This window comes from Antarctobacter sp., from assembly GCF_048262615.1.
GTDB lineage: Bacteria > Pseudomonadota > Alphaproteobacteria > Rhodobacterales > Rhodobacteraceae > Antarctobacter.
This window is the reverse complement of the sequence record NZ_JBLXFB010000015.1, coordinates 1-13,328: the sequence shown is the minus strand read 5'-3', so window position 1 is coordinate 13,328 and position 13,328 is coordinate 1. Positions and strand designations below refer to the sequence as shown.

Below are 13,328 nucleotides of genomic sequence, written 5' to 3'. Positions count from 1 at the left end.
GTTTTTTTGTCACTTGCCCGCAGCGACCGCGCCAGACACCTGTTCCTTTGACAGGGCCAAGGGAGCGATTCCCGCGCGTTCCTGCTGCAACAGCAGGATGGACTGCGCGTCACGACCGCCCCAATCGCGTGCCAGCGCAGTTTCGATGTCCTTCTCGACCAGTTCGCACATGGGCATCGGCACCTCCATGTCGCGGGCGATGTCGAGCGCCAGAGTGATGTCCTTTTTCAGCAGGCGCAGCGCAAAGCCCGGCGGATCCATGTCGCCTTCGAGGAATTTGGTGACATTGTCGAAGGACCGCGACCGGCCAGCGACGCCGCTGCGCATCGCCTGCCACAGGGTCAGCGGCTCCATCCCGGCCTTGACACCCATGGTGATCACCTCGGCCACGACACCCTTGATCGCCGTGCTGGCCAGATTGTGCGCCAGCTTGACGATGGTTCCGGCACCGACCTCTCCGAGATATTGGACTTGGTCCGACATGTCCTGCAAGACGGCTTCGTAGCGATCATAGGCGGCCCGTTCGCCACCAACGAGGATCGCCAACTTGCCGCTGGCCGCGCCCGCCGGGCCGCCGCTGATCGGCGCATCGAGGAAATGTATCCCCTGCGCCGCCAGTTTCTGGTGCAACGCGCGCACGGTGTGGACAGAGTTGGTGGTGAAGTCGAACCAGACCGAGCCTTCGGACAGACCCGCAGCCAGCCCGTCCTCGGCGTCGCAGATCGCAACCACGTCTGCGGGTGTCGGCAACGACGTGCAGACAAGCGCGCAGTCCTGCGCCAGCTCTTTGACCGTCGCCGCCCAAACGGCCCCCTTGTCGATGAACGGCTGCGCCGCGTCCCGCGACAGGTCATGAACGACAAGGTCATGCCCCGCCTTTTGCAGGTTCGCGGCCATGCCGCGTCCCATTGCGCCCAATCCGATGAATCCGATCTTCATTCCCTGGCCCTCCTCGGCCGATTCAGAGCCCGGCACCGCAGGGATGGCCGGGCGGGTTGGTTTTCGGTGTGTTCCCGTCGTGCCCGTGTCGGGGCAGCGCCTGTCACCGTGCGGAATCCTCGGCCTCGTACACCTTGAAGGTCAGGCGCGGGACATCGGCGAAATCATAGGGCGGCACCCAGTCGCGGGCGGTACGGATGTTCGCCAGCACCTCTTCGGGCCAGCGCGGGCCGACGATGCCCACATGCACCCGACTGTCGGACAGCACAAATTTCAGGCAGGCGTCATACAGGTTGAACTGCTCACCCATACCGGGCGCAAGGTGCGCCATCTCGTGCTGCAACACGCCGGAGGTCATGGTGCGCATGGTGACGACGCCGACGTTCCGGGCGGCGGCCTCGATCAGGAAATGCCGCGCCGCGGCCTGGTAAATCAGATTGTAGGCGATCTGATAGATCGAGATCTCATCGTTCTGAAGGAAGGGCATCAGGCAAAAAGGTTCTTCGCTGGTGATGCCGATATGGCCGATCTTGCCCGCCTCGCGCAGCCGGACCAGCGCCGGAACGACGACCTCGCTGACGTGGCGGACCTCGTCCGGCGTGTAGATCCGGCCGTGGATCTGCATGACGTCGATGTAATCCGTGTTCAGCCGCGTCAGGCTGTCGTGGACACTGGCCGCGACCGCCTGCGCGTCCAGATCGTACCAGACCTTGGAGGCCAGCACGCAATCCCTGCGGCGCGTCTTCATGACCTCGCCGAACAGCGTCTCGGAATAGCCGTCGCCATAGGCCGGCGCGGTATCGAGATAGGTGATGCCGTTATCGAGCGCCGTGTTGATCGTCCGGTAGACAAGCTGCCGACCCTCCTCGGACTTCGGGTTCCAGCCCGAACTGTCCTGGACATAGGAAAAGGCCGCGCCGCCGACCGCGATGGGCGAGACCTTCAGGCCGGTCCGCCCCAGAATGCGTGGTTTCATCAGATTTCCTCCCGGGTTGCACAGGACCAGACCCGCCGGTGCAGAACTTCGCCATGGACAGGCCGTATCGCTAAACGCTATATATGAATTAAATTGTTAATGCCAGAGGGCAGGCCTTGCAACCCGCGCCCGAACGAAAGGAAACGCATGGCGAGCCAGACCGGCATCCTGCACGTCTTCCGCCATCGGGTGTTCCGAACGCTCTGGATCGCCTCGCTGGTGTCCAACATCGGGGCCATGATCCAGTTGGTCGGCGCCTCGTGGATGATGACCCTGCTGACACCGTCGCAGGCCATGGTCGCGCTGGTGCAGGCCTCGGTCACCATGCCCCTGATGCTGGGGTCGCTGCCCGCCGGGGTGCTGGCGGACAATTACCACCGGCGCAATGTCCTGCTGGTGGCGCAGGTCTTCATGTTTGTCACCTCGATCGTCCTGACGGTGCTGGCCTTTGCCGACCTTCTGACACCCTGGTCGCTGCTGACGTTCTCCTTTCTCATCGGCTGCGGCATGGCTTTGCACAACCCGTCGTGGCAAGCCTCTTTCGGAGAGCTGGTGCCCAAGCAGGACCTGCCCGCCGCCGTGGCAAGCAACGCCATGGGCATGAATGTGACCCGCAGCGTCGGACCCGCAACCGGCGGCTTTATCGTGGCCATCGCCGGCGCGCCGATCGCCTTTGCCATCAACGCGGTATCCTATGTCACCATCATAGCCGCGCTGATCCGCTGGCGGCCCGATCCGACACCACGCCTGCTGCCCCGCGAAGGGTATTTCAGCGGCTTGGCCGTCGGCGTGCGCTACTTCCTGTTGTCGCCGGCGCTGATCCTGACCTGCCTGCGCGGGTTCGCTTTCGGTTTTGGCGCAATCGGGATGCAGGCCCTGCTGCCGCTTGTCGCTCGCGACAAGCTCGGGGCCGACGCCTCCGTGTTCGGCGTCCTGCTGGGGGCCTTCGGGGCGGGCGCGGTGCTGGGCGCGCTGAACAGCGGCCGGATCCGCGGCGGCTTTTCCAACGAGGTGGTTTTCCGCGGCGGGCACCTGTTCTTTGCCGCCACCTGTCTGGTGGTGGCCTTCAGCCAGAACATCGTGCTGACCGCTGTCATGGTCTTTGCGGCGGGCGCCGCCTGGATCAATGTCTTTCCGATGCTCAACGCGACGATCCAGCTGGCCTCGCCGCGCTGGGTGCTGGGGCGGACGATCTCGATCTTCATGACCTTCATCTTTGGCGGTATGACTCTGGGCGCCTGGATCTGGGGCGCGGTGGCACAAGCCTTCACGCTGGAGACGGCCTTTGTTGCCATCGCGGCGGTGTTGTTTCTGGCCGCGCTGGTGGGTCTGCGCCTGCCCCTGCCCCAGCACGCGACAGCGGATCTGGACCCGGCGAACCGCTTCCGCGAACCCTCGGTCAAGCTCGACCTGAACGATCGCAGCGGGCCGATCCAGATACAGGTCGCCTTTGACATCGCGCCAGAGGACGAGGCCGAGTTCCTGCAACTGATGGCAGACCGCCGACGCATCCACATCCGCGACGGGGCGCGGCACTGGGTTCTGGCCCGCGATCTGGAACAGCCCGACATCTGGATCGAAAGTTACCGGTTTCCGACCTGGACTGAATATGTCCGTCACAACCAGCGGCGGACCAAGGCGGACGACGCCGGCACCGACCGGCTGTTTGCCATGAACCGCGCCGGAGACCGGCCGCGCGTACAGCGGTTGATCGAACGGCAGGCCGCAATGCCGTCACATGAAGCGCAGTCGATCATGCCGAACGCTGACCATATGCACTGAAAAGGGACACCGATGACAGACAAGATCAAGACACGCCAGACCGACGGCATCGGCTGGGTTACGCTGGACAACCCCGCCCGCCGCAACGCGATCAGCCTGGATATGTGGCAGGCCATGGACGACGCCTTCGCCGCCTTCGAGGCCGACCCCTCGGTGCGGGTCGTGATCATGCACGGGGCGGGCGGCAAGGCCTTTGCCGCCGGTGCCGACATCTCGCAGTTCGAGGATCAGCGCAAGAACGCCGAACAGGCCGAGGAATACGCCCGCATTTCGCGGGCGGGGCGCCAGCGCATCGCGAATTTCCCGAAGCCCCTGATCGCGATGATCGAGGGCTATTGCATCGGCGGCGGCGTGCTGCTGGCCGCTCTCGCCGATATTCGCATCGGTGCGGAAAATTCCGTCTACGGCATTCCCGCGGCCCGGCTGGGGTTGGGTTATCCCTTTGAGAGTGTCGAAAAGGTCGTGGGCCTTGTCGGCCCGGCGGTGGCCAAGGAACTGCTGTTCACCGCCCGCCGCTTTGACGCGGCCCGCGCCGAGGCCACCGGGCTGATCAACTTCGCCGTGCCGACCGAGGCGCTGGAGGACGAGGTGCGCAAGATGGCCGAAGAGATCGCGCGCAATGCCCCCCTGACCATCGAGCTGGTGAAATACGAAACCGCGCAGGTCTTGCGCGACCCGGCAGAGCGCGACATGGCCGGCGTCGAGGCGCGCATCAAGACCTGTTTCGAAAGCGAAGACTACAGCAACGGGCGACGCGCCTTCATGGAAAAGCGCACTCCGGTCTTCGAGGGCAAGTGAGCGTGTCGCAGCGTCCTTGGGAGGTTGAAACGCAGGCGGGCCGCTATCGTGGCGCGCCGGTCGGCGGGGCCTGCGTCTTTCGCGGCATCCGGTATGGCCGGGCGCATCGCTTTCAGGCCCCGGTCGCCGCCGACCCCTTTGTCGGCATCCGTGACGCCGATCGCAGCGGCCCGGCGTCGCCGCAGCGCATCGGTGCGGGTCAGAGCGACCCCTTCCTGTCGTGGTATTCGGATGTGGGCGCGATGTCCGAGGATTGCCAGTTCCTCGACGTCTTCACTCCGGGTTGCGACGGCACCGCGCGGCCGGTCATGGTCTGGCTGCACGGCGGTGGCTGGATGAGCTTTTCGGGCAGTTCGGACGGGACGGACGGAACGGCCTTAGCGCAGGCCCAGGACGTCGTGGTCGTGTCGCTCAGCCACCGGCTGGGGGCTTTCGGGTTCCTGGCGCTCGACACCGAGGATGCGCGTTTCGCCGATGCGGGCAACGCGGGTCTGCTGGATATCGCGCTGGCGCTGCGCTGGGTGCGCGACAATATCGCCGCTTTCGGGGGCGATCCGGGCAATGTCACGATCTTCGGCCAGTCCGGCGGCGCCGCCAAGGTCGCCGCGCTGATGGCCATGCCCGCCGCGGAGGGTCTGTTCCATAAGGCAATCATCCAGAGCATGTCCGGCGGCCTTCAGATCGCCCGACCCGAGGAGGCGGCCCGGATCTCCCATGCGCTGACCCGCGCCGCCGGGTTGGAACCCGGCGACACCGAAGGGCTGTGCAGTCTGTCCGAGATGCAGTTGGTCGAGGCGCAAAGCACCCTGCCTCGGGTGTTCCGCCCGGTGATCGACGGTCGCCAGTTCACGGGCCATCCGCTCCTGCCAATGGCTCCTGCCCGGTCGCGGCACATTCCGTTGATGGCAGGCTGCACCGCGACCGAAACCACCTATTACATGCGCGCCCAGCCCGACAGCTTTGGCATCGACACCGACAGCCTGCACCGGCGGCTGGTCAGGTTTCTGGGCACCGACGCGGCCAAAACGGCGCGGATCGTCCAGGCCTATTGCGACGCACAGCCCGGCGCCACGCCCACCGACATCCTGGTGGCGGTAACCACCGACCAGATCTTTATGCGCAATACCTATCACGCGGCACAGTTGCAGGCCGACGCCGGGGCGCCGGTCTTTGCCTTCGTCTACGCGCGCGAAACGCCGGTCGAGGGCGGGCGGCTGGGCGCGCCGCATTGCTCCGAAGTGCCCTTTATTTTCGGCACGGCCGACAGGGCGGCGGCCCATGTCGGAGAGGGTCCCGATATCGCGCCGATGACCGGGATGATGATGGCCACTTGGGCCGCGTTTGCCCGCAGCGGCACGCCAGCGAACCCGCTGCTGCCAGAGTGGCGGCCCTTCGCCCACCCCGACCGTCCGGTCATGGCGTTGCAGCCGCACCCCCGGCTCTTGTCCGCCCCGGGTGCCATCGCCCGCGCCGCACTGAACGACGTGCCGCGCTACGAATACGCCATGGCACGCGGCAGTTTCACCACCGACTAGAAAGGATCCATTGATGTCCGCGACTGACCAAGCCGAGACCGTCGAAGCGCACCGCCCCCTGTCGCGGTTCCGGGTTCTGGAACTGACCGTCGCCCGTGCCGGACCATCCGCCGGGCGCACCCTGGCCGACTGGGGTGCCGAGGTGATCAAGATCGAGCCGCCCGCCGCCATTGCCGAAGCCGACGTGATGGGCAAACGCAACAGCTCGGACCGGATGAACTTGAACCGCAACAAGGAGTCGCTGACGCTGAACCTCAAGACCGAGGAAGGCCGCGAGATCTTTCTTGAGCTGGCCAAAACCGCGGACGTGATCATCGAAAACATGCGCGCCGACGTGAAACACCGGCTGGGCATCGACTATGAAAGCATCCGCAAGGTCAATCCGCGGATCGTATACGGCAGCATTTCCGGCTTTGGCCAGAGCGGTCCCTACAAGGGCCGTGCCGGGGTCGACCAGATCGCGCAGGGCATGGGCGGGCTGATGTCTGTCACCGGACTGCCCGGACAGGGACCGGTGCGTGCCGGGGTTGCGCTGGTCGATCTTTCGGCCGGGGCCTTCGTGGTGCAGGGGATCCTGATGGCGCTGCTGGAACGCGAGGTTACGGGGCAAGGCCGCTGGGTTCAGACCTCGCTTCTGGAGTCGATGATCTGGATGCTGGATTTCCAGGCCGCGCGCTGGCTGGTCGATGGCGAAGTGGCGCAGCAGTCGGGCAACAACCATCCGACCGGCATCCCCTCGGGCCTGTTTCCCACCAGCGACGGACAGATCCAGATCGCAGCCACGGGGGACAAGCTGTTTGCGAGGTTCTGCAAGCTGGCCAAAGCGGATCACCTGTTGAACAATCCGGACTATGCCTCACCGCAGACGCGGTTGCAGAACCGCGACGCCCTGAACGCCGAAATCGCCGCGCTGACCCGGACCCGCAGCAGCCGTGAATGGACCGACATCCTGGCGGACGGGGGCGTGCCCTGCGGCCCGGTGAACTCTGTCGATCTTGTCTTTGACGACCCGCAGGTCAAACATCTGGACATGGTGCTTCAGACACCCACCCATGACCGCGGCAGGGTACCGCTTGTCGCTCCGCCGATGAGCATCGACGGCCGTGCGCGCGTTGCGCAAAAATCCCCCCCGGAACTCGGCGAACAGACCGACCGCTTGCTGGGCGAGTTGGGTCTGGACAGCGCGCGCATCGCCGCGCTGAGGAAAGACGGCATCATCTGACTTGGACCGAGCGCCCTTGCGTAACAAAAGGCCGCCGGTCGCCCGGCGGCCTTTTCGTGTTTCGTCGCTGGGGCGTGCGGGATCAGCCGACCAGCCAGAGCGAGATCGCGGGGAAAGCCATCAGCAGGCCCAGAATGACGAACTCTATGGCAAGGAACGGGATCACGCCGCTGAACCCTTCGCGCAGGTTGACCTTGGCGGCCCCCGAGGCCACGAAGACGTTCAGGCCCATCGGCGGCGACACCAGACCGATTTCGACGGTCTTGATGATGACCACCCCCCACCAGATCACGTCATACCCCAGCCCGACCATCAGCGGCGCGGTGATCGGCACGGTCAGGATGATAATCGCGGCCTGATCCATGATCATCCCCATGATCAGGTAGATCAGCACGACCAGCAGCATCACCGTCGTCGGCGAAACTCCGGTCTCGACGATCCAGCCCAGCATGGAGTCGGTGATCTTGGTGAAGGAGATGAAGTTGCCGAACAGGTGCGCGCTGAAGATGATCGTCACGATCATTGCGGTGGTGCGCAGCGTGTTGCCGATGGCCAGAATGAAGCTGCGTCCGTCCATACGCCGCGTCGCCGTCGAGATGATCAGCGCGCCAAGCGCGCCAAGCGCCGAAATCTCTGTCGGGGTGGCCACACCGGTGTAGAGCCCGCCCAGCACCACAAGGATCAGCAGGCCGATGGGCCAGACGCGCCCATTGCCAGACTGCACCGACAATTTTTCCTCAAGCTCTTTCTTGGGGCCAAGGTCCGGGCGGCGGCGGATGATCAGGTAAATGGTCAGGATGTAGCCCGCAGCCGTCAGGATGCCGGGGATGACACCGGCGATGAACAGCTTGCCGATCGAGCTTTCGGTCATCAAACCGTACAGCACAAAGGCGACCGAGGGCGGGATCATCACCGCAAGGGTTCCGGCCACCGAGATCGTCCCGATTGTCAGCGAGTTGGCATAGCCAGCCTTGCGCATCACCGGATAGGCGGCGCGCGTCATGCTCGCCGCCGAGGCGGTGCTGCTGCCCGAGGCCGAGGCCAGCACCGCACCCGCCAGAACGGTCGCCACCGCCATACCGCCGCGCACGCGGCGCATCAGGCGGTTGCAGGCGATCAGCAGATCCTGCGCCACACCGCCAGCGCTGAGGAATTCGGCCATCAGCACGAACATTGGAATGGTCACGATGATATAGCTGTTGACCGTCTCGAAGGCGACGCCGGACATCAGCGCCAGCACCACCTTGGTGGGCACCAGCATGTACATGGCGGCGATCCCGGCGAGGCCGAGCGCGAAGCCGATGGGAATCCCGATGGCGATAAAGCCGATCAGGATCATTGTTCCGGTCAAAAAAACCACGTTGCGCTCCCCTCAGATTTCTTCGGACGGATCATGTTCGACGCTCAGGTTCTGCACCGGACCGACAGCGGTCAGCAGCAAGCGCAGCGCCAGCAGTCCCAGCCCGGTGGGCACCCAGACATGCGACAGCCAGATGGGATAATCGATGACACCGTATTTCACTTCGGAGGTGACGAAGGCGTCCCAGAAATGCCCCCAGCTTTGCCAGCACAGGACCGCGGCATAACCGGCGCTGGCCAGTACGCCAGCGCGCAGCAACAGGTTGCGCGGCACCGGGGGCAGCATGTTTGCCAGACCCGAGATGCGGATATAGCCGCCGGTGCGGAACCCCCAGGCCAGCGCCATCATCACGATACCGACGAGCAGATAGTCCTCGGTCACGGTCAGCTGAAAAACCAGCGGATTGTTGAACAGGTAGCGAAACAGCGCGTCCGCCGAGATCAGGAGCATCGCCGCAAGCAGGAATGCCGCGGCGACAAGCAACGCGATGAACTCGAAAAACCGGAGCACGCGGTCGATCGCGCCGTATGCTCCTTCGCCCACGATGGCATCGTCGGACATCTCTGTGTTACCTCCCTGTTCGGCGGCCTCCGTCGCGGCCCCGAGCTTTGCGCCGATGCCGTGTGACATCGGCCGCGGTTTCTGCCCCGGCGGCGCGGCTGCACTTGTGCCCTGCCCGCGAGGGCGCGGGACCGCGCACCCGGTTCAGGCTTCCAGATATTGTGCTTAATTATTTAAAGGATTTCAACCGAAATCTCGTGGAAACGCGGCAACAGGCGGTCATGCCTTGGCATAGAGGGCGCGGTAACGGTCGCGCAGCAGGTTTTTCTGCACCTTTCCCATCGTGTTGCGCGGCAGTTCCTCAAGAAAGACAACGCGCTTGGGCTGCTTGAAGCGCGACAGCCGCCCTTGCAACCCGGTCATGATCGCTTGCTCGGTGATCTCCGCCTCGGCTTGCCGGACCACCACGGCGGTCACACCCTCGCCGAAATCCGCATGGGGCACGCCGATGACCGCACTTTCCTGCACGCCGGGGATCTCGTCGATCACCGCTTCGACCTCGCGCGGATAGACATTCAGCCCGCCGGTGATCACAAGGTCCTTGCCGCGACCGACGATGTACAGATACCCATCGGCGTCGATCCGCCCGAGATCCCCGGTGATGAAATAGCCGTCGTCGCGGAATTCCTCTGCGGTTTTTTCCGGCAACTTCCAGTATCCCTTGAAGATGTTCGGCCCGCTGACCTCGATCATGCCGACCTCGCCTTGCGGCTGCGCCTGCCCGGTTTCCGGGTCGCTGATCCGCACGCCAACCCCCGGCAACGGCATCCCGACCGAGCCCGGCACCCGCGCGCCCTCATAGGGGTTCGAGGTCAGCATCGTGGTTTCCGTCATGCCGTAGCGTTCCAGAATGGCATGGCCGGTGCGCTCGGACCACTGCCGGTGCGTCTCGGGCAGCAGCGGGGCCGACCCGGAGATGAACAACCGCATGTCGCGGGTCGCTGTCGCCAGCGCGGGATGACCCAAAAGCCGCGTGTAAAAGGTGGGCACCCCCATCATGGCGGTGCAGGCGGGCAGCAGCGCAACCGCCTGATCGGCGTCGAACCGCGGCAGAAAATGCATCGAGCCGCCGACCAGCATCATCAGGTTGCAGGCCACGAACAGACCATGGGCATGATAGATCGGCAAGGCGTGCAAAAGGACGTCGTCGCCGGTAAAGCGCCAGGCGTCGCGCAACGCCTCGGTGTTGGACAGCAGGTTGGCATGGCTCAGCATCGCCCCCTTGGGCCGCCCGGTCGTGCCCGATGTATACAGGATCGCCGCCACCGCGTCGGGGTCGCAGGCAAGCGTTGCAAAGTCCGGCGCTTGGCTGGCAGCCGCATCCGTCAGGCTGCCGCGCCCCTGCGGGTCCAGCGTGTACACCCGGTCCGCGCATCCCGGCAGCCGGGCCACGTCCCCGGCGATTTCCGGCGCACAGACTACCAGTGCCGGTTCCGCATCACCGACGAAAAAGGCCAGCTCCTCAAGCGTGTAGGCCGTGTTGAGCGGCAGGAAGATCGCCCCGACCCGCAGGCTGGCAAGGTAGAGCGCAAGCGCCGCGACCGATTTCTCGACCTGAACCGCCACGCGGTCCCCGCGCCTGACCCCCAGCGTGACCAGCGCATTGGCCAGCCGGCCACTCTGCGCCCGCATCTGGTCGTAGGACAGACCGTCATCGCCAAGGATCAGCGGCCGCGTGCCACCGTCCATCCGGAATGCGTTGTAAAGATTACCCGACATCGGCCCCTCCCACAGTCCCGGCTGTCGTGCCAGACAGCACGTCGGTCAGCGCCTCATAGAATACCGTCCGGCGTTCGGCCTTCAACAGGTCGAAATCGGCCCGAATCGCGCCGGACTTCATCCCGGCGACCATCGCGTCCTGCAATTCCTTCGGATCGTCGCATTCGACCTCGTAGATGACCATGTAGGCCCACTCATGCGGCCCCGCGTCCGAAATCGCGTGGACGCGACGCAGGAACTGCGCGCTGAGGACCCCCGGCACCGTCAGAATGTCCCGGACATGCGTCTGCGGGTAGAAGTCCAGAAAGGCGTCTTCCCGGCCCTCGCCCGGATCCAGTTGGACGATCATCTTGTAGCGTGCCATCGTGGCCTCCTTGTGGTTCAGCCCCGCCGCCCCGCTCCGCGCGGGCCGCCGGACCTGCGGCATTGCGCTGAATTATCATTGCAATCATCTAAATGTAAATATAGAGAACGCCGGACCCCATCGACGTCCCGCAGCATCAGGACCCCCGCATGACCTATTCAGCACCGACAGACGATATGCTCTTCGTACTGGAGGATCTCTGCGGGCTGGACGAGATCGCCGCGCTGCCGGGATTCGAGGATGCCTCGCCCGAAATGGTGCGGGCGATCCTCGACGAGGCCGCGAAATTTGCCGATCAAGTGCTGTCTCCGCTCAACCCCGTCGGCGACCGACAGGGCGCCCGCATGACGGACGGTACTGTACGGACCGCGGATGGCTGGAAAGAGGCTTATTCAGCCTTGACCGACATGGGATGGAACAGCCCCTCGGCCCGCGCCGAGAGCGGCGGCATGGGCCTGCCCAACCTTGTCAACGCCTGCCTGCAAGAGATGTTTCACGGCGCCAACATGGCCTTTCAACTGTGCCCGATGCTGACACAGGGCGCGATCGAGGCGCTGGAGCACTACGGCTCGGACGCTCTGCGCCGGACCTACCTGTCAAAGCTGACAAGCGGCGAATGGACCGGAACCATGAACCTGACAGAGCCGCAGGCGGGCTCCGACCTTGCCGCGATCCGGTCACGCGCCGTTCCCGAGGGCGACCATTACCGGATCACCGGGCAAAAGATATTCATCACGTATGGCGACCACGACCTGACGACGAACATCATCCACCTGGTGCTGGCCCGGCTGCCGGACGCGCCGGCGGGCGTAAAGGGGATCTCCCTGTTTGTCGTGCCGAAATTCCTGCCCGACGCGGACGGAGCGCCGGGGGCGGCAAACGACCTGCGCTGCGTGTCAATCGAGCACAAGCTTGGCATCCATGGCAGCCCGACGTGCACATTGTCCTTTGGCGACACCGGCGGTGCGACAGGCTTTCTGGTCGGCGAACCGAACCGCGGGCTGGAGTATATGTTTGCAATGATGAACAGCGCCCGGCTGAGCGTCGGCCTGCAAGGCATCGGCGTATCGGAACACGCCTGTCAGGATGCGCTGCGCTATGCCATTGACCGTCGGCAGGGGCGCGTGCCGGGTCATGACGGTGCTGCGCCGATCCTCGAGCACCCGGACGTGCGGCGCATGCTGGCCACCATGCAGGCCCGGACCCGCGGCGCGCGCATTCTGGCCTACCGCGCCGCCCGCTCGCTGGACCTTGCCGCCGCCGCGCCCGACGATGTGACGCGCGCAGTACACCGCCGCCGGGTCGATCTGTTGATTCCGGTGGTCAAGGGCTGCGCGACCGATGCCTCGGTCGAGATTGCCTCGCTGGGGGTGCAGGTGCACGGCGGCATGGGTTTCATCGAGGAAACCGGCGCCGCGCAGCATCTGCGGGACGCCCGGATCACGCCGATCTACGAAGGCACAAGCGGCATTCAGGCGCTGGACCTCGTGGGCCGCAAGATCCTGCGCAATGACGGGCTCGCGGTCGCCGAACTGGTCGCGGACATGCGCGAGAGCGCACGGGCGCTTGCAGAAGAAGCCCCCGGAATCGGCGACTGGAGCCTGCTGAGCGCCTCGGTCCGCAGCGCGGCTGACAGCCTGTCGGTCACTGCCGACTGGCTGATCGCAACCGCGGATCGCCAGCCCGAAGCCGTCACCGCCGCAGCAGCAAATACGCTGGAACTGTTCGGGCTTGCCTTGGGAATGTGGTGCCACGCGGACGCCGCGCGGGCCGCCAACCGCAAGTTGCAGGCCGGCGACAACCCGCGCGTCAACGAAGCGCGGATTCGTTTGGCCGAGTTTTATGCGCTTCAGATCTTTCCCAAGGTCGCCTCTCTGCAAGAGGCGCTGGAAACCGGGTCCGAGGCGCTGCTTTCCGTAACGGCGGACCTGCTGAAAGCCGGGGTCGCGTGATGCTGCCGGTCCCGGACCCCCATCAACCCTTGCAATGAAATACGGGAGAATCCGCAGATGAAAATCCTCGTCCCGGTCAAGCGCGTGATCGATTACAACGTGAAAGTTCGCGTGAAGGCG

At 65.0% G+C, this 13,328-nt stretch carries 11 protein-coding genes; 5 read left to right on the top strand and 6 right to left on the bottom strand.

What is annotated here, in order from left to right:
- Positions 1–9 precede the first annotated feature (9 nt).
- Entirely contained in the window at positions 10–975 is a 966-nt protein-coding gene (locus ACN0S5_RS15840) for an NAD(P)-dependent oxidoreductase (protein ID WP_417209705.1), read from the bottom strand.
- Between the two features lie 67 nt (positions 976–1,042).
- A complete protein-coding gene (locus ACN0S5_RS15835) occupies positions 1,043–1,915 on the bottom strand; it encodes an aldo/keto reductase (protein ID WP_417209704.1) in 873 nt (290 codons plus the stop codon).
- Positions 1,916–2,062: 147 nt separating this feature from the next.
- Between ACN0S5_RS15835 and ACN0S5_RS15830 the strand changes: the two genes are divergently transcribed.
- The 4 genes from ACN0S5_RS15830 to ACN0S5_RS15815 are packed head-to-tail and all read left to right on the top strand — an operon-like array spanning position 2,063 to position 7,252.
- Positions 2,063–3,697: an MFS transporter gene (locus ACN0S5_RS15830; protein WP_417209703.1), complete on the top strand. Its 1,635-nt coding sequence runs from the start codon at positions 2,063–2,065 to the stop codon at positions 3,695–3,697.
- A 12-nt stretch (positions 3,698–3,709) separates the two neighbouring features.
- Entirely contained in the window at positions 3,710–4,495 is a 786-nt protein-coding gene (locus tag ACN0S5_RS15825; protein ID WP_417209702.1) for an enoyl-CoA hydratase, read from the top strand.
- Between the two features lie 2 nt (positions 4,496–4,497).
- Positions 4,498–6,030 carry a carboxylesterase/lipase family protein gene (locus ACN0S5_RS15820; RefSeq protein WP_417209701.1) on the top strand — a complete coding sequence of 511 codons (1,533 nt, stop codon included), beginning with the start codon at positions 4,498–4,500 and terminating at the stop codon, positions 6,028–6,030.
- Positions 6,031–6,043: 13 nt separating this feature from the next.
- Complete coding sequence (locus tag ACN0S5_RS15815) at positions 6,044–7,252, top strand: CaiB/BaiF CoA transferase family protein (protein ID WP_417209700.1); 1,209 nt, start codon at positions 6,044–6,046, stop codon at positions 7,250–7,252.
- 82 nt (positions 7,253–7,334) lie between these two features.
- On the opposite strand, the gene ACN0S5_RS15810 is transcribed toward ACN0S5_RS15815, so the two are convergent.
- The 4 genes from ACN0S5_RS15810 to ACN0S5_RS15795 form a co-directional block, all read right to left on the bottom strand.
- Positions 7,335–8,612, bottom strand: a complete 1,278-nt coding sequence (locus ACN0S5_RS15810; protein ID WP_417209699.1) for a TRAP transporter large permease — start codon at positions 8,610–8,612, stop codon at positions 7,335–7,337.
- A gap of 12 nt (positions 8,613–8,624) precedes the next feature.
- Complete coding sequence (locus ACN0S5_RS15805; protein WP_417209698.1) at positions 8,625–9,242, bottom strand: TRAP transporter small permease; 618 nt, start codon at positions 9,240–9,242, stop codon at positions 8,625–8,627.
- Positions 9,243–9,392: 150 nt separating this feature from the next.
- Complete coding sequence (locus ACN0S5_RS15800; protein ID WP_417209697.1) at positions 9,393–10,892, bottom strand: malonate--CoA ligase; 1,500 nt, start codon at positions 10,890–10,892, stop codon at positions 9,393–9,395.
- On the bottom strand, positions 10,882–11,256 hold the full coding sequence (locus ACN0S5_RS15795; RefSeq protein WP_417209696.1) for a hypothetical protein: 375 nt from the start codon (positions 11,254–11,256) through the stop codon (positions 10,882–10,884). The genes ACN0S5_RS15800 and ACN0S5_RS15795 overlap by 11 nt, the downstream gene beginning before the upstream one ends.
- 149 nt (positions 11,257–11,405) lie before the next feature.
- Here ACN0S5_RS15795 and ACN0S5_RS15790 point away from each other — a divergent pair, with 149 nt between their 5' ends.
- Positions 11,406–13,208, top strand: a complete 1,803-nt coding sequence (locus tag ACN0S5_RS15790) for an acyl-CoA dehydrogenase (protein WP_417209695.1) — start codon at positions 11,406–11,408, stop codon at positions 13,206–13,208.
- Positions 13,209–13,328: the final 120 nt, after the last annotated feature.